This is a genomic window from Paraburkholderia sp. (genome assembly GCF_047605525.1).
Classification (GTDB): domain Bacteria; phylum Pseudomonadota; class Gammaproteobacteria; order Burkholderiales; family Burkholderiaceae; genus Paraburkholderia.
This window is the reverse complement of sequence record NZ_JASGFN010000007.1, coordinates 1-17,299: the sequence shown is the minus strand read 5'-3', so window position 1 is coordinate 17,299 and position 17,299 is coordinate 1. Positions and strand designations below refer to the sequence as shown.

At 65.7% G+C, this 17,299-nt stretch carries 13 protein-coding genes and 1 pseudogene; 12 read left to right on the top strand and 2 right to left on the bottom strand.

Translation table 11 applies throughout. The annotated features are described in order from the left end of the window. The first annotated feature begins 26 nt into the window (after positions 1–26). The 6 genes from QM685_RS11820 (at position 27) to QM685_RS11795 (ending at position 6,986) form a co-directional block, all read left to right on the top strand. Positions 27–944: a nitrilase-related carbon-nitrogen hydrolase gene (locus QM685_RS11820; RefSeq protein WP_415115996.1), complete on the top strand. Its 918-nt coding sequence runs from the start codon at positions 27–29 to the stop codon at positions 942–944. Then, entirely contained in the window at positions 941–2,131 is a 1,191-nt protein-coding gene (locus tag QM685_RS11815; RefSeq protein ID WP_415115994.1) for an acyl-CoA dehydrogenase family protein, read from the top strand. The genes QM685_RS11820 and QM685_RS11815 overlap by 4 nt, the downstream gene beginning before the upstream one ends. 25 nt (positions 2,132–2,156) lie before the next feature. Beyond that, the gene (locus QM685_RS11810) at positions 2,157–3,743 is read left to right on the top strand and encodes a class I adenylate-forming enzyme family protein (protein WP_415115992.1); all 1,587 of its coding nucleotides are present in this window, start codon (positions 2,157–2,159) and stop codon (positions 3,741–3,743) included. Further along, on the top strand, positions 3,740–4,540 hold the full coding sequence (locus QM685_RS11805; RefSeq protein ID WP_415115990.1) for a crotonase/enoyl-CoA hydratase family protein: 801 nt from the start codon (positions 3,740–3,742) through the stop codon (positions 4,538–4,540). The genes QM685_RS11810 and QM685_RS11805 overlap by 4 nt, the downstream gene beginning before the upstream one ends. A gap of 3 nt (positions 4,541–4,543) precedes the next feature. Further along, positions 4,544–5,896, top strand: coding sequence for an MmgE/PrpD family protein (locus QM685_RS11800; RefSeq protein WP_415115988.1), 1,353 nt, complete (start codon positions 4,544–4,546; stop codon positions 5,894–5,896). Between the two features lie 142 nt (positions 5,897–6,038). Beyond that, positions 6,039–6,986: a GlxA family transcriptional regulator gene (locus QM685_RS11795; protein WP_415115986.1), complete on the top strand. Its 948-nt coding sequence runs from the start codon at positions 6,039–6,041 to the stop codon at positions 6,984–6,986. A 73-nt stretch (positions 6,987–7,059) separates the two neighbouring features. Here the strand turns inward: QM685_RS11795 and QM685_RS11790 are convergent, their stop codons facing one another. Beyond that, positions 7,060–7,413, bottom strand: coding sequence for a hypothetical protein (locus tag QM685_RS11790; RefSeq protein WP_415115984.1), 354 nt, complete (start codon positions 7,411–7,413; stop codon positions 7,060–7,062). 234 nt (positions 7,414–7,647) lie between these two features. Between QM685_RS11790 and QM685_RS11785 the strand changes: the two genes are divergently transcribed. Next, positions 7,648–8,037 (top strand): ester cyclase, encoded by a 390-nt coding sequence (locus QM685_RS11785; RefSeq protein ID WP_415115982.1) that lies wholly within the window; start codon positions 7,648–7,650, stop codon positions 8,035–8,037. Between the two features lie 28 nt (positions 8,038–8,065). On the opposite strand, the gene QM685_RS11780 is transcribed toward QM685_RS11785, so the two are convergent. Continuing rightward, positions 8,066–9,475, bottom strand: a complete 1,410-nt coding sequence (locus QM685_RS11780) for a 3-deoxy-D-arabino-heptulosonate 7-phosphate synthase (protein ID WP_415115980.1) — start codon at positions 9,473–9,475, stop codon at positions 8,066–8,068. 197 nt (positions 9,476–9,672) lie between these two features. Here QM685_RS11780 and QM685_RS11775 point away from each other — a divergent pair, with 197 nt between their 5' ends. The 5 genes and pseudogenes from QM685_RS11775 to QM685_RS11755 form a co-directional block, all read left to right on the top strand. Next, on the top strand, positions 9,673–10,950 hold the full coding sequence (locus tag QM685_RS11775; protein WP_415115978.1) for an MFS transporter: 1,278 nt from the start codon (positions 9,673–9,675) through the stop codon (positions 10,948–10,950). Between the two features lie 300 nt (positions 10,951–11,250). Then, positions 11,251–12,498: an MFS transporter gene (locus tag QM685_RS11770; RefSeq protein ID WP_415115976.1), complete on the top strand. Its 1,248-nt coding sequence runs from the start codon at positions 11,251–11,253 to the stop codon at positions 12,496–12,498. A 352-nt stretch (positions 12,499–12,850) separates the two neighbouring features. Next, positions 12,851–13,699, top strand: coding sequence for a TetR/AcrR family transcriptional regulator (locus QM685_RS11765; RefSeq protein ID WP_415115974.1), 849 nt, complete (start codon positions 12,851–12,853; stop codon positions 13,697–13,699). Between the two features lie 166 nt (positions 13,700–13,865). Then, positions 13,866–16,364: an acyl-CoA dehydrogenase gene (locus QM685_RS11760; protein WP_415115972.1), complete on the top strand. Its 2,499-nt coding sequence runs from the start codon at positions 13,866–13,868 to the stop codon at positions 16,362–16,364. A gap of 210 nt (positions 16,365–16,574) precedes the next feature. Then, a pseudogene (locus QM685_RS11755) lies at positions 16,575–17,299 on the top strand (short chain dehydrogenase); the annotation flags it as partial.

The following is a 17,299-nucleotide window of genomic DNA, read 5'->3' as shown; positions in this document are numbered from 1 at the left end:
CGACCTCACCACGCGAGATCAACGACATGGCTCCAGTCGCCGAAAGCAGACAACCTCACGCCCCCATCAGAGTGGCCGCCGCGCAGATCGACACCGCCTATGGCGATATCGACACGAACGTGGAAAAACACCTGACTCACATCAGTGCGGCAAAAGCCGCCGGCGTGCGCCTGCTGGTCTTTCCCGAGCTGTCGCTGTGCGGACACAGCGCGGGCAAGGATCTGCTGCGCCTCGCGATGAGGCCCGATGACCGGGTGTTCGCGACGCTCGCCGAAGCGAGTGCCGGCATCCATACGGTGTTCGGCTTTATCGAGGAAGCGCCCGGCGGGCAGTTCTACAACAGCACGGCCACGGTGACGAACGGCAGGACCGTCCATATCCATCGAAAGGCGCAACTCGCCACCTACGGCAAGCTGAAAGACGGCCTCTACTACGCGCCGGGCACCGAACTCGGCAGCTTTGCGCTCGATGCCCGCTGGCAGGTCGCGACGCCGATCTGCGCCGATCTGTGGAATCCGGCCATCGTGCACACGCTGGCCTGCTCGGGGGCCACGCTGCTCGCCGCGTCGATCAGTTCCGCGCGCGAGGCCGTCGGCGAAGGATTCGACAACCCGGCGGGCTGGGACATCAATCTGCGCTTTTACGCGCTGACCTACGGCGTCGGAATCGTGATGGCGAACCGCGTCGGCACCGAAGGCATGATGAGCTTCTGGGGCGGCTCGCGAATCCTGAATCCGTTCGGCCAGACCGTGGCGATGAGTGCCGGTACCGGCGAGGAACTGGTCGTCGGCGAACTCGACTACGAAGCGGTGCGACGCGCGCGGTTCCTGTTGCCGACCGTGCGCGACGCCCGCGCGTTCGCCGCGCGCGGGATGCCCGGCTCGCGTGAAGCCACGCTCGCCGTGTCGAACGGCGCGGCAACGGAAACCGGGAATCCGCAATGAAAGACTTTCTTCTCGACGCTGCCGATCGCGCGTTCCGCGCCGAAGTGCGCGACGTGCTGCAACGCGAGCTGGCGCCGCGCATGGCCGACATCGAGGAACGGCAGGACTGGTCGGCCGTCCGGCACGTGGTGCGCGCGCTCGGCGAAGCGGGCTATCTGCGCCTGATGTTTCCCGACCTGTATCAGGGCCCGCTCGTGCAACCCGGGCTCACCCACGCGACGATCCTGTCCGAGGAAGCGTCCTACCTGAATTACGCGTTCGAGACGACGATCGCCACCGCGCTGAGCTGCGCCTATCCGCTTTATCACTTTGCGAGCGAGCCGGTGCGCGATCGATACCTGTTGCCGATTCTCGACGGCACCGCGGTTGGCGCGATCTGCGTGACGGAGCCCAACACCGGCAGCGACTCGGCGGGGATGGAAACCCGCATCGAGTTCGACGCACGGACGAACGAGTGGGTCATCAACGGTTTCAAGCGATACATTTCGAACGCGTCGGTCGCCGACGTCTACATCGCTTATGGACTGACCCGCGATACCGGCAAGCCGCAGGACGGCATGACGGCGATCGCCGTGCCAGCCACGGCGCCGGGCATCCGTTTCCCACGCAACTACACGTTCATGGGGCGGCGCGGCTGCATCGTCGGCGAAGTCGAGTTCGACGACTGCCGCGTGCCGGCCGATCACCTGCTCGGCGAGCGCGACGGCGGCTTTCGCATCATGCTGCGCATGTTCAATTTCGAGCGGGCGATCCTCGGCGGATCGGGGCTGGGCGTCGCGCGCAGCGCGTTCGACATCGCGACCGCGCACGCGCAGCACCGCAGGGCGTTCGGCCAGTATCTCGGCTGCAAGGAGCTGATCTGGGACAAGGTCGCGCGGATGAGCTGGCGCATCGACTCAACCGAACTGCTCACCTACCGGGCAACCAAGATGTACGACTCCGGCATCGACGGCAAGGCGCTGATGAAAGAAGCCGCGATGGCGAAACTCGTCGCGACCGAAACCGCGAATTTCTGCGCGAACGAAACGGTACAGATTCTCGGCGGCGACGGCCTGACGAAGGAATACGGACGGGCCGAACAGATTTACCGCGACGCCCGCGCGCTGACGATCGTCGGCGGAACCTCGGAAATGGCCAAATACCTGATTGCCTGCCGCGACCTGCCGGACATCCGGATCGGCCTTTAAACACGCAACACGCGTTGACCCTACCATGCTGACCATCACCTCGCTGTTCGAAAACACGGTCGAAAAATATCCCGACCGCCTTGCCCTCGTGTGCGGCGACACCACGTTGACCTATGACGCGTGGGGCAGCCGCGTGCGCCGCTTCGCCCAGGCGCTGTTCAATCTGGGCGTGCGGCAGATGGACCGGGTCGCGATCCTGCAGAAGACCTCGGACGCGACCCCGACCGCGTACATGGCGTGCCAGTTGCTCGGCGCCATCGCGGTACCGATGAATTTCCGGCTGTCCGCCAACGAAGCCGCGTACATCATTCGCGATGCCGGCGCGCGCGTGCTCATCTATGACGACTCGATGGCAAGCATCGTCGACAGGATCGGGCAGACGTTGCCCGAGCTGCGCACGTTCGTGTGCGTCACGGGCGGCAACGGCGGTGCGGCGCCGCTGCCCGCGCAGCATCATTCGTTCGACGCGCTGATCGAGGACATCGACCGCTTCGAGGCGCCGCAGCCGCGGCTGAAACCCGCCGACGTCTCGGCGCTCGTCTATACGTCGGGCACGACCGGCCGTCCCAAGGGCGCCGTTCACACGCACGGCAACGACGTGGCGATCGCCGCCAACATCGTGATGGAATACAGCCTCACGAGTACCGACGCCGCGCTGCATATCGCTCCGCTGTATCACGTCGGCGGCATGCAGGCCTATTTCATCCCGCATATGATGGTCGGCGCGGCGAATGTCATCCTGCCGCGCTACGAGCCGCTGGCCACGCTGGAAGCCATCGCGCGGCACCGTATCACCACGCTGTTCGCCGTGCCGACGCAGATCCAGGACATGCTGTTCCATCCGGGATTCGCGTCGATCGACGTGAGCAGCCTGCGCATGATCACGACCGGCGGCGCCGCGATCACCGCGGCGACGATGCAGCGCGTGATCGACGAGTTCTGCCCGGGCGTGTTCAACGGATACGGCATGACGGAGGCCAGCCTGACCCTGCTGCTGCACCCGCGCGACGCGCTCGCGTATCTCGGCTCGTGCGGCAAGCCGACGCTGATCAGTACCTGCCGTGTCGTGAAGAACGACCCGGATCGCGTGGTGTCCCCCGCCGAAACCGTGGCCGCCGGCGAGGTGGGCCAACTGATCGTGAAAGGCCCGCAGCTCGCGCACGGCTACTGGAACAACCCGGCCGAAACGGAAAAGAAATTCAGGGGCGGCTGGCTCTACACGGGTGATCTCTTTCGGGTCGACGAAGCGGGCTATTTCCATTTCTGCGGCCGCGCCGACGACATGATCGTCTCGGGCGGCGAAAACATTTATCCCCGTGAAGTCGAGGAAGTGCTGTACCACTGTCCGGGTGTCCAGGAAGCCGCCGTGATCGGCGTGCCGGACCCCAGGTGGGGACAGGCGGTCACGGCCTTCGTGGTGCGCAGCGACAGCGGCGTCACCGAGGCGGACATCGTTGCCTTCTGCAAGGCGAGTGACGACCTCGCGCCATACAAGCGGCCCAAGAAGGTGTTTTTCGTCGACCGGCTGCCGCTCAATCCAAGCGGCAAGGTGCTGCGGCACGAACTTGCCGGACCGGTCTATCAAAGCCTGACGGCAGGAGTTTCGCCATGACTGATGCGGTGCTGTACGAGCAGGACGACGCCATCGTCACGCTGACGCTGAACCGGCCGGCCACCCGCAATGCGCTGACCGAAATGGAAGTGGTCGACGCGCTGGTCGGCAGCCTCGAGCGGGCGCAGGCGGACCGCGCCGTGCGTGTGATCGTGCTGACCGGCGCGGGCTCCGCGTTCTCGTCGGGCGGCAACATCAAGCACATGCGCGACGATGTCGGGACGTTTTCGGGCAGCTCGGCGCGAATCCGCGAAAACTACCGGCGCGGCATCCAGCGTATCCCGAAGGCTTTTCACGAGCTGGACGTACCGTGCATCGCCGCGGTCAACGGCCCGGCGCACGGCGCCGGATGCGACCTGTCGCTGATGTGCGATATCCGCATCGCGTCGGCGAGCGCGGTATTCGCGGAGAGCTTCGCGAAGGTCGGCATCATTCCCGGCGATGGCGGTGCGTGGCTATTGCCGCGTGCGATCGGTCTGTCGAGCGCCTGCGAAATGATCTTCACCGGCACACCGATCGATGCCCAGTGCGCCTGCGAATGGGGGCTGGTGTCGCGCGTCGTGCCGGACGCCGAGCTGATGGACGCGGCGCTGACGCTCGCGCGTGCGATCGCGTGCAATCCGCCTGACGTGCTGCGCATGTCCAAACGGCTGGTGCGCGAAGGTCAGCGGATGGATCTGCCGAGTCTGCTGGAATTGTCGGCCGCGTTTCAGGGCATTGCGCATCGCACGGCGGATCATCGCGAAGCACTCGCCGCGACATTCGAGCGGCGCCCGCCCCATTTCACCGGAGAGTGACGGATGGGCGCCCCGACGATTCCGTTCATTCACGCGCTGAGGTTCGGCGATCTGCCGGACGACGTCGTCGCGCAAGCCAGGCAGTGCATGCTCGACCTGCTGGGCGTCGCGCTCGCGGGCAGACAGACGGCGCTGTCACGCATCGCCTGCGATCATGCGGTCGAGTTCTTCGCGCCGGGCAGGCTGCGCGCGCGCCTGCTTTTCGACGGCCGCGTGGCAAGCCCGCCCGGCGCCGGACTTGCCGGCGCGATGACCATCGACAGTTGCGACGGCCATGACGGTCATGCGCAAACCAAAGGCCATGTCGGCGTCACCGTGCTCCCCGCGTTGCTGGCGCTGGCGGAACAATGTCCCGGCATGAGCGGACGCGAATGGCTCACCTGCCTCGTGCTCGGCTATGAAATCGGCACTCGCGCGGGCATCGCGCTGCATGCGAGCGCCTGCGACTATCACACGTCGGGAGCCTGGAATGCGCTGGCGGCGGCCGCCCTCGCCGCCCGGCTGTTGCCGCTCGACGCGCGGCAAACCCGCGAGGCGCTCGGCATCGCCGAATATCACGGACCGCGCAGTCAGATGATGCGCTGCATCGATCATCCGACGATGGTCAAGGACGGCTCCGGATGGGGTTGCATGGCGGGCCTGAGCGCCGGCTTTCTGGCGCAGCGGGGATTCACCGGCGCGCCGGCGATCACGCTCGAACAGCCGGAAACCCAGCATGACTGGCGCGATCTCGGCGAGCGCTGGCGCATCCTGGAGCAGTATTTCAAGCCGCAACCGGTGTGCCGCTGGGCGCATCCCGCGATCGACGCGGCGCTGAACCTCAAACGGCGGCACGGCTTCGCCAGCGGGCAGATCCGCGCGGTTAGCGTGCGGACCTTCCATCATGCGGTCCGGCTCGCTCATGCGCAGCCGGCGACGACCGAGGAAGCACAGTACAGCCTGCTGTTTTCGGTCGCGGTGGCGCTGCGGCATGGCGTCGTCGATTTCGATGCGATCCGCGGCGAAGCGCTGACGGATCCCGAAGTACTCCGGCTGAGTCAATTGATACGCACGCAGGAGCACGCGGAGTTCACGTCGCGCTTTCCGAACGAACGAATCGCCGACGTGAGCGTGGAATTGCTCGACGGCCGCCGCTTCGACTCCGGACCGACTCAGGCGGCCGGCGATCCGGACCGGCCGCTCGGCGCCGTGGCGATCCGGCAAAAGTTCCGCCGGTTTGCCGAAGGCGTCTGCGAAGCCGGGTTGGCGGAAGAACTGGAGAATTGCATCGACGAGTTGGGCACGAACGACGCACCGGTTGCGCCGCTGCTGGATCTGGTGACGGACAGAATCCGCGTTGCCCAAACCACGCAGTAGCAATACGATGCGTGCCTGTGTCAAACTGGCTTCGCGCGGCGAAGTCCCCGTTTCGCCGGTCGGCATCGCGGACACCACAGTGACGGAGTCGAGCATAGGCACCCACGAGAAAACCCACGCAACGAACCAGGCGACGCAGCGCATGGGATTCTTTCTCGTCCCGCATTTTTCGATGATGGCGCTGAGTTCCGCTACCGAGCCGCTGCGCGCGGCGAACCGCATCAGCGGCGAGCCGCTCTACAGTTGGCATCTGATCAGCGTGGACGGCGAAGCGGTGTCGTCGAGTTCGGGTTTTGCGCTGCTGCCGGAATTCGCGATTACGTCGTCGCCGGCATTCAGCCATCTTTTTGTCGTTGCCAGCATCGGGGTGACCGACTATCGCAACGTGCAGGTCTTCGACTTCCTGCGGCGTTATGCGGCGACCGGCCTGACGCTGGGCGGCATCAGTCTGGGCACGATGATTCTCGCCCGCGCCGGGCTGCTCGAGCGGCGCCGCTGCACGATTCACTGGGAAGCGCTGCGGGAACTCGCCGACGAGTTTCCTTCGCTCGACCTGAGCCGCGATCTCTACTGTATAGACGGCGACCGCGTGACCTGCGGGGGCGGCACCGCGGCGATCGACATGATGCTCGATCTGATCGCCCGCCAGCACGGCCAGCAACTGGCCGCCGAAGTGGCCGACCAGTTTCTTCACACACGCATTCGCACGGCCCAGGAGAGCCAGAAGATGGCGATCCAGTGGCGCTATGGTCTCGAGGACCGGCGGCTCGTGAATGCCGTCACGCTGATGGAACAGAACATCGAGTCGCCGATTCCGCTGAAGACCATCGCGGACCTGGTCGGCGTGTCCGCGCGTCAATTCGAGCGATTGTGGCTGAAGGTCTTCAACGTGCGCCCGTCCCAGTTCTATCTCGAACTGCGCCTGAAGGCGGCCCAGAAGCTGCTGCGCGAGTCGACCTACTCCCTGCTCGACATCGCGATGCATTGCGGTTTCGCGAGCCCGTCTCATCTTGGCCGGTGCTATAAGCAGATGTTTGACAGGACACCCGGACAGGAACGCGCGATCCGGGACTCAGGGAAACAACCATAGTTTTCCAGTGTTGCCTGGCTTTCCATGTCGGCGTGCGATCTGAAAATACGGACGTGAGAACCCCTTCGATCCCCTATCCAGCCCGGCAACGCCGCCAGAGTTCGATGATCGCCGCGTAAGCGCAAACCGCAATGAACGAGTGAATGGTCACCAGGACAACGAAATACAGGTTATCCATATCGTCGATACCAAGCCAGTGCGAGACGAGCAACCAGACAAAGATCGCAACGATGAACTGGATAATCACCACGACCAGAAAATACCAGTCGTCGGAATCGCGGATACGGAGCCAGCGCGAGAGCTTCCGCAAAATATGCAACTGGTTCGCGGGCATCGGAACCGGATAGGTATGCACGAAGCGAACGGCAAGATAAAACAGGCCGAGAAACAGTAATGCCTTGAATTGCCTACGGGCAAGTGCCGTCATTCGCTACTACCTCTATCGTTCCATTCCATGCAAAGCCCACTGTTACCCCCGGTTGTGGTTCGTACGTTGACCATAACGCGGCATGGCCGTGTCCGGATTTCAGACAACTCCGAAAGCCGCCGGATACGGCGTGATACGCGACATAGCCCAGGCGGCAAGCTGGCAATTTGCGTAGCATCACGTGGACGGCACGATCATGATCGTCCCGCGCTGCTACTCGACAAGGAGGTCTTCATGACCGGGCCGGATCTGCGCACCATTTACCGCCATTACCTCGACTGCCTGAACAGACGCGATTGGGCGTCGCTCGGCCAGTTCGTCGACGACGACGTCAGTCACAACGGCCGGCCGCTCGGCCTGTCGGGCTATCGCGACATGCTGGAGCGCGACGTCCGCGCTATCCCGGACTTGCGCTTCGACATCGAACTGCTGGTGATCGAGCCACCGGTCGTCGCGAGCCGTCTGCGATTCGACTGCGCGCCGAGCCACACTTTTCTCGGCTTGCATATCGACGGCAAACGGATCGCGTTCACGGAGAACGTGTTCTACACATTTCGCGGCGGGAAGATCGCGCAGGTGTGGTCGGTGATCGACAAGACGGCGATCGAAGCGCAGTTGTCGTGAAACGTGACGTGGCGGGATCCGTTTCCAGTCAGCCGTTCTCAGCGGTGACGCTGACCGCCGCCAGCAGGTCTTCCGCATGCACCATCAATTCGCGGACCTCGCGCAGCGTCGCGTATTGATCGAGCACCGCGCGCCACCTCGGCGCTTCCAGCAACTGATGCCAGACAGGCTCGAGGTCCGCGCAATCCGCGTGGCGCTTTTGCGCCAGCGCGCCGGCGAATGCCAGACTCGCCGGCGCCGACAGAAGCTGCATCCGGCTCGCGGCACTGAGCACGCGCGGCGCCGCTTCGGCAGGCGCGTCGCAGCAATAGAGCACCGTCCTTGCAAGACTGGCGTCATCGGTGCGCAGCGCGCGCAGCGAAGCGCCGTTCAAACGCACCGTGCCCTGCTGCGTCTGAAAAAGATAAACGGTGTCCTTGTCGGCGTGCGCGAGCAGATCCAGTCCACGCAATAGCCGCGGAAAATCCGTCGTCACCGAATCCGCGGAGGCCTTCGCTTCGACGAGCAGACAGACGTCCCACGCTGCCGCGTTCTCAGCCGCTTTCGCCTGCCTGAGCAGCACCACGTCCCATTCGGTTTTGGCGCGTTCATGGCTCGCGGGTATCGCGGCCGGCACGCGCATCGAGTTCACGACGCGATAGGAAGCGAATGAACCCTCCGCCTCGTTCAGGCGCCGCGCCAGTGCGTCGATAGCGCGTGTGGCCAGCGCTTCGACGGCAGCGCCCCGCTGCTTCGCGGTCGCGCCGCGCGCCACCGCCAGCGAGCTGCCTGGGCGGGGACCCTGGCGATCCCACAGCGCCCGGTAATGGCGCACGCGCTCATCCGACGCCAGCGCTTCGAGGCGCCGCAAACGCTGCAATGCGGGATTCTCCCGCAACTGGGCGAGGCCACGCTGTACAGGCAACGGGTTCGCCGTCTCCGGCGCGTCGATCAAACGCCGCGCGACATCGTCGAGCTCCGACCAGGCTTCGGACGACGCGCACGCATGGAGCCGCGCCAACGCGTCGCGAAGCGGACCCGATTGCGCGCGTTGCTGTTTGGCCGGATGCGCGATCGCATTGACGGCCGCATGGATCAGACGGCGGTCCCGCCCGGCATGCGCGGACAGTGACGCATACTCGCGTATCACGGCCGTGCGGTGCCGCAGCAGCATCGCCTGAAAGACCGGGTCTGCGGATTCGTCGCGCAGCGCCTCGCGAATCATGCGCGCAAGCGCGTCGATGAAAGCGTCGCGGGTTGCCGTAGCCGGTGCCTCGCCACGAGCCACGGCCTCGCGAGCCCGTTCGATCGCAAGCACGAGCGCCGTCGCGGGACTGGTTTTTATCGCGCCAACCGACGCGTCCGCGTTCGGCGGCAGGCGATAGCGGCGAGCGACGACGTTCAGCGTCTCGTCGAGCAACGACGGCGATGGCGGCACGGACTTGACGAGGCTCGACATAGGGGCGAAAGGTTGTGTACGCGGTGCGTGCGCGGATCACGGGATCTCCAGGGTCAGCAACAGGCATGCCGCTTGCACGTCACGCCTCCCGTCAACGGGACGAAGATTGCGGTCGATCGAGGTTGCGGTTGGAGCCATAGCGATGCCCCGCAAACCTGGCAAGGATGGTGCACCAGAACTCCGGCAAGCGAAAGACCATGAAACCACTCCGCGCGCTCGAAGCGCTCAATTTCTTCATGGCCGACGTGCAGGCGGGCGCCGGTCCGTTCATCGGCGTGTTTCTGCTCGGCCGCGACTGGCAGGCCGGCGACATCGGTTCGGTGATGACGCTGGCCGGGCTCGCCGCGATGGCCGCCACGCCGCTCGCCGGCGCGCTCGTCGACGCGACGCGCCGCAAGCGCGCGCTGATCGTCGCGGCGACGGCCGGTACCACGCTCGCGTCGCTCGCGCTGCTCCCCGCGCGCGGTTATGCGGCCGTGCTGGGCGCGCAGGTGCTGGCGGCAATATGCGGTTCGGCGCTGCTGCCCGCCGTCGCCGGGGTGACGCTAGGCATGGTGCGCGCGGCGGGCTTCGACCGGCAGTTCGCGCGCAACCAGATGGCCAACCATGCAGGCAACGTCGCCGGCGCCGCCCTTGCGGGCTGGCTCGGCTGGCGCTACGGATTGGGCGCCGTGTTCGCGCTGTGCGCCGGATTCGCCGCGCTCGCGATTGCCTGCGTGCTGCTCATTCCGGCGCGCTCGATCGATCACGCAAGCGCGCGCGGCCTCGAAACCGACGGCGCGTCTCGCCGCCCGGGCGATGCACTCGCGAGCGAAGCGGGCGCTCCCCCGCATCACGCCGCCGCCCCGCGCGACCCAGGCGGGCTGCGCACGCTGCTGCACAATCGGCCCCTCGCGCTGCTTGGCGCGTCACTCGCGTTTTTTCATCTCGGCAATGCCGCGATGCTGCCGCTCTACGGGATGGGCGTCGTGGCGGCGCATCGTGGCAATCCGAGCGCGTTCACCGCGCAGACCATCGTGGTCGCGCAACTCGTGATGGTCGGCGCGGCATGGCTCGCCCCGCGCCTGCTGCGGGCGTACGGCTACTGGTGGGTCCTGCTGGTTTCATGGCTCGCGCTGCCGATACGCGGCCTGCTGGCGGCGACGATGATGAACGCCACCGGCGTCTGGCCCGTGCAATTTCTCGACGGCGTCGGCGCGGGGCTGCAAAGCGTCGCGGTGCCGGCGCTCGTCGTGCACCTGATGGAAGGCACCGGCCGCGTCAACGTCGCACAAGGGACCACCGCGATGGTCCAGGGCGTGGGTGCGGCGCTCAGTCCGTTGCTGGGCGGCATGCTCGCGCAACACTTCGGCTATGCGGGCGCGTTCGTCGCGCTTGGCGCGGTGTCGCTCGGCTCGCTGGTGCTTTGGCTCGGCTTCGGCAAAACGCTGCGGCGCGTTTGCGATGCCGGCCAGGGGCAACCCGTCTGGAGATAATCCTCATGGCCCCAACCGCAACAGCAAAATGCCCCGCATCTCCCGATTAAAAAACATTACAAATACCATCATAAATACAAACATATTCAATACAAAAATTACATATAACCGACATTAAGTATATGTTGCAAATCCAGCACGAAAATTGCTCTCCGGATTAACACGGATAAAAGCGGGTTCAACCATGCAAGCGCTTAACGCTCGGCGTACACTCGCCCGGAAGCGCTCCCCACAGGGCGCGGGGACCATGGAGCCATCCGTCGTCAAACACGGATTTCTGGAGACTCAGGAGAACAATCAATGAGCTGGACTCGGGAACAGAGAAACGTCACGATCGCCGCCTATCTCGGCTGGACGCTCGACGCATTCGATTTCTTTCTGATGGTGTTCGTATTGAAAGATATCGCGCAGGAATTCAATACGGACATCCCGGCGGTCGCGTTCGCGATCATGCTGACCCTGATGATGCGTCCGCTCGGCGCATTGATTTTCGGCTGGCTCGCCGACAAATACGGCCGCCGTCCGACGCTGATGGTCAACATCGCGTGTTTCTCGCTGCTGGAATTGCTGTCCGGTCTGTCGCCGAACCTGATGACGCTGCTCGTGTTGCGCGCGCTGTTCGGTATCGCGATGGGCGGCGAATGGGGCGTCGGCGGCGCGCTGACGATGGAAACCGTGCCTCCGAAATCGCGCGGCATCGTCTCCGGTCTGCTGCAGGCGGGCTACCCGAGCGGCTATCTGCTCGCGTCGATCGTGTTCGGGGTGTTCTATCAATACATCGGCTGGCGCGGCATGTTCTTCGTCGGCGTGCTGCCCGCGCTGCTGGTGCTGTACATCCGCGCGCACGTGCCGGAGTCGCCCGCGTTCCAGACGCTCGAAAAGAAGGTGCGCCCCGGCCTCGTCACCACGCTCAAGCAGAACGTCGGCCTGTCGATCTACGCGATCATCCTGATGACCGCGTTCAACTTCTTCTCGCACGGCTCGCAGGATCTGTATCCGACCTTCCTGCGCGTGCAGCATCAGTTCGACGCGCACACGGTGTCGTGGATCACGATCACGCTGAACATCGGCGCGATCTGCGGCGGTCTCTTCTTCGGCTGGGTATCGGAGAAGATCGGCCGCAAGCGCGCGATCTTCATCGCCGCGCTGATCGCGCTGCCGGTATTGCCGCTGTGGGCTTTCTCCAGCACGCCGATGCTGCTCGCGCTCGGCGCGTTCCTGATGCAGATCTCGGTGCAGGGCGCGTGGGGCGTGATTCCGGTGCACCTGAACGAAATCTCGCCCGATGAAATCCGCGCGACCTTCCCCGGTCTCGTGTATCAGCTCGGCAATCTGATCGCGTCGGTCAACGGTCCGCTGCAGTCGAAAATCGCCGAGATACACGGCAACGACTACGCGCTCGTGATGGCGGTCGTGATCGGCATCGTCGCGGTCGTGATCTGCGCGCTGATTCCGTTCAGCCGAGAGCGCCGCGGCATCGACATGACGCAGTCCGCGCGCGAGGTCGGCGCGCAGCCGGCGGGCGGCGCGGTCGGCGGACAGGTTTGACCGCCCGAACGAACTTCGGGCATTCGAAGCAGGCAGCTATTGAGCCGGCGCGTGCCGGAGCACGATAGCCGCAACGGCGGTTCGAACCGCCACCACGACGCGCATACGCGTCACGCGCATCAGAGTACGAGGCCGTTCCGATTCGTTCGGAACGGCCTTTTTATTTTCCGCTCGGCATCACGCGCGGCGTCTGCCAAAAGACGACTCACGTCAGGTCTTCTAGAGGAGTTAGTCGAATCGGACCCCTTGATCGCGTGCGTCATCCTTCCTTATCCTGAAAAAACACCTGTTTCAAATACCAATTTGAATCGCTTGTTTGCGAGCCGGCAGCCCGGCAACTGGGAGACGCGATATGGCAGTTCGCACGACAGGCCGGCATGCCGGCGATACCAAGTCCCGCATTCTCGATGCCGCCGAGACGCTGTTCATCGAATGCGGCTACGAGGCGATGTCGCTGCGGCAGATTACTTCGCGCGCCGAAGTCAATCTCGCGGCGGTCAACTATCACTTCGGCAGCAAGGAAACGCTGATTCACTCGATGCTGTCGCGTCGCCTCGACCGGCTCAACCAGGAGCGGCTGAAGCTGCTCGACCGCTTCGACAGGATGCTCGGCGCGCGGCTCACCTGCGAGCACGTGCTCGGCGCGATGTTCATTCCGGCGCTGCGTCTGTCGCGCGATCCGCGCGTCGGCGGCAAGGCTTTCCTGCGGCTGCTCGGACGCGCCTATACCGATCCGTCCGCATTCATTCGCGACTTTCTGAACGCGCATTACGAATCCGTGGCGGTGCGTTTTTTCGATGCGTTCCAGCGCGCGCTGCCGCATCTGCCGCGCGAGGAACTGGGCTGGCGGCTGCACTTCGCGATCGGCGCGCTATCGGGCGTGCTGGCCGGCACCGATACCGACAGCCTGATTTCCGAGTTCTCGCAGGGCAAGTCGATGAACGATCTGCAATTGATCGCGCGTCTTGCGTCGCTGATGGTCGCCGCGCTGAAAGCGCCGCTGCCGGACGGCTCGCAACTGGCCGCGTTCGCGGCGGTGCTGGGGGATGCGACCGAAGACGGGACGCAAGCCGCCGGCGACTGCGTGCTGGAAGACAGCCCGCGTGAAGACGGAAGCCTTCAGACGATCGCTGAACCTGCGGCACGCGAGAACATCGTGGAAGCCGCGGATCGCCACGCATTGCACGGCGCCGCGTCATAGCGCTGCCGCGTGGTGCGATACGGTGCGGTGCGCGTCGAACGCATCGACACGACCGGTGCCCACTACCGGGAAAGATCAACAGAACACGAACCGCCCGCGCCCCGCGGATGCGTTCGCCCGCACCGCCGGAACAGCAACCGTCTTTCATGAGATCGGAGGAAACGTCATGCCGTGGTTCATCCTGACGCTCGTCGTCGCCGCGTTCGCACTCGTCTACGTTCAGGCCCGCGCATCCTGGTGGCTCGTGGCGATGCTCGCGTGGGTCGCGGCCGCGCACGTCAGCGGCGCGGCGGGTCCGCTCGCCACGACGCTGCTCGCGATCGTGCTGGTGCTCCCCGCCCTCGTGCTGACGGTCAAACCGCTGCGCCGCGCATGGCTCGCGAAGCCGGTGCTCGATATGTTCCGCAAGATCCTGCCGGAAATGTCGCCGACCGAGCGCGATGCGATCGAAGCGGGCACGGTCTGGTGGGACGCCGAACTGTTCTCGGGCCGCCCGCATTGGGACACGCTGCTCGGCTACGGCCCGGCCACGCTGACGCCGGAAGAGCAGTCGTTCCTCGACGTCGAATGCGAACAGTTGTGCGATCTCGCGAACGACTGGGAAACGACGATGGTCTGGCAGGACCTGTCGCCGCAAACGTGGCGCTTCATCAAGGAGCGCGGCTTTCTCGGCATGATCATTCCGAAGCGCTACGGCGGCAAACAGTTCTCCGCGTACGCGCATTCGCAGGTCATCATGAAGCTCGCGACGCGCTGCTCGGCGGCGGCCGTGTCGGTGATGGTGCCGAACTCGCTCGGCCCCGCCGAACTGCTGATGCACTACGGCACCGACGAGCAGAAGAACCACTATCTGCCGCGCCTCGCGCGCGGCGAGGACATCCCCTGCTTCGCGCTGACGAGCCCGTACGCGGGTTCCGACGCGGCCGCGATTCCCGATGTCGGCGTCGTCTGCAAGGGGATGCACGAGGGCCGCGAAACGCTCGGCTTTCGCGTCACGTGGGACAAGCGCTACATCACGCTCGGCCCGATCGCGACCGTGCTCGGTCTCGCGTTCCGCGCGCTCGATCCCGACCATCTGCTCGGCGCGAACGACGAACCCGGCATCACCTGCGCGCTGATTCCGACGGATCACCCCGGCGTCAACATCGGCCGCCGTCACTGGCCGCTCAATGCGGTGTTCCAGAACGGCCCGAACTCGGGCAACGACGTGTTCATTCCGCTCGACTGGGTGATCGGCGGGCGCGCGCAGGTCGGCAACGGCTGGCGCATGCTGATGGAGTGTCTGGCGGCCGGACGCGCGATCTCGCTGCCGTCGTCGAATGTCGGGATGGCGAAGATCGCGGTGCGCGGCACCGGCGCCTATGCGGCGATCCGGCGACAGTTCCGCACCGCCGTCGGCAAATTCGAGGGCGTGCAGGAAGCGCTCGGGCGCATGGGCGGCAACCTGTACGTGATGGACGCCGCGCGCCGCCTGTCCGCGCAGGCGGTCGACCTCGGCGAGAAGCCCTCGGTGATTTCGGCGATCGCGAAATATCACATCACCGAGCGGGCCCGCCTGGTCATCAACGACGGCATGGACGTCGCCGCCGGCAAGGGCATCTGCATGGGGCCGTCGAATTTTCTCGCGCGCGCGTATCAGCAGGTGCCGATCGCGATCACCGTCGAAGGCGCGAACATTCTGACGCGCTGCCTGATCATCTTCGGCCAGGGCGCGATCCGCTGCCATCCGTATGTGCTGAAGGAAATGACCGCGACGCGCGAGCCGGATCGCGCGAAGGCGTTGCGCGAGTTCGACGCGGCGTTCTTCGGCCACGTGAGCTTTACGCTGTCGAACGTCGCGCGCGGCGTCGTGTACGGGCTCACCGGCGGCGCGCTGATCGCGAAGCCGCGCCGCGCCTACGCGCCATTGCATCGGTACTACCGCGCGGCGACGCGTCTGTCGACCGTGTTCGCGCTGCTCGCCGACGTGTCGATGTTCGTGCTCGGCGGCGATCTGAAACGCCGCGAACGTATCTCCGCGCGCCTCGGCGACGTGCTGTCCCAGCTCTACCTGATCTCGGCGACACTCAAGCGTTTCGAGGACGAGGGCCGTCAGCCGGAGGACCTGCCGCTCGCGCGCTGGGGTGTCGAGGATGCGCTGTACAAGGCGCAGCACGCGCTCGACGGCGTGCTCACGAACTACCCGAACCGGCTCGCCGCGACGCTCGTGCGCGTGCTCGCGTTCCCGTTCGGTCTGCCGCATCGCGAGCCGTCGGATCGGCTCGGCGGCGAGATCGCCGAGTTGATGCAGACCCCGGGCGCCGCGCGCGAGCGGCTCGTCGCCGACTCGTACGTGCCGCATCCGGACGTCGACGCGCTCGGCTACGGCGAGCTCGTGTTCGCGCTGAATCCGCGCTTTACGCAGATCGACCAGAAGCTGCGCGAAGCCGTCAGCCAGGGCCTGCTCGAACCGATGCCGCAGAGCCTGCCGCAACTCGCCGCATGGACCGACGCGGCCGAACGGCAAGGCCTGATCGATGCGGACGAACGGCGCGTGCTCGACGATTACGCGCGCTATGGCGCGCAGGTCGTGAAGGTCGACGATTTCCCGGCCGATTTCGACATGCTTGCCCATTTGCAGAAACGCAAGGAGGCGCTGGAGAAGGCGCTGGACCTCGCGGCTTGACGACGGCCCGGTGGCGGCGTGCTGTGGGACGGCTTGCGCGCCGGGTTCGAATGCGACCCGGGCACGGCCCCGAGCCTGGGATTCAAGCGCATAAAAAACGGACGGTGCGGCGCGGCAAAGCCACCCGATACGCTGAACTCAAGGCACACTGACACACGGCCGGGGCCCTCGAAGGGACGTCCCGCCGCGTCCGGCGGAGCAACCAACGACATGAACGACTCGTACCTGAAGTTCGTCAACTCGCCGTTCGGCGCGCGTCTCGCGCGCTCGCTCGGTCTGCCGAAGCCCGAGGTGCTGCGGCGCTATCGCGCGGACCGGCCCGAGTTCGACGGACTGATCGCGATCGGCGCGGGCCGCGAGCCGCATCTGCTCGACGCGCTTGCGAAGCTGATCGCGAGCGTCGGCATGACGGGCGTCGCGCACGCAAGCGCCGGGCTGTGGGTGCCGCTCGCGAATCGCCACGGCCTGCTGACCGGGCGCTTCGAGCCGGCCGAGCCCGGCTCGGCGGGCAAGCTCGCCGCGCTGCTGTTCGACGCGAGCGGCATCGAGGACAGCAGCCAGCTCGAACCGCTGCACGGCTTCTTTCACGACACGCTGCGCTCGCTCGGCAAGTGCGGGCGCATCGTCGTGCTGGGCCGCCCGCCGCAAGCGGGCGCGAGCCCGCGTCAATGGACCGCGCAGCGCGCGCTCGAAGGCCTGACGCGCTCGCTCGGCAAGGAAGCGCGGCGCGGCATCACCGCGAATCTCGTGTATGTCGGAGAAGGCGCGGAAAGCGACATCGAAGCGACGCTGCGCTTTTTCCTGTCGCCGCGTTCCGCGTATGTGTCGGGCCAGGTGGTGCGGATCGAAGCGGACGCCCCCCACGCCGCGAGCCCGCCGGCCGCCCCCGCGTTCGACTGGCTGCAACCGCTCGCCGGCCGGCGCGCGCTCGTGAC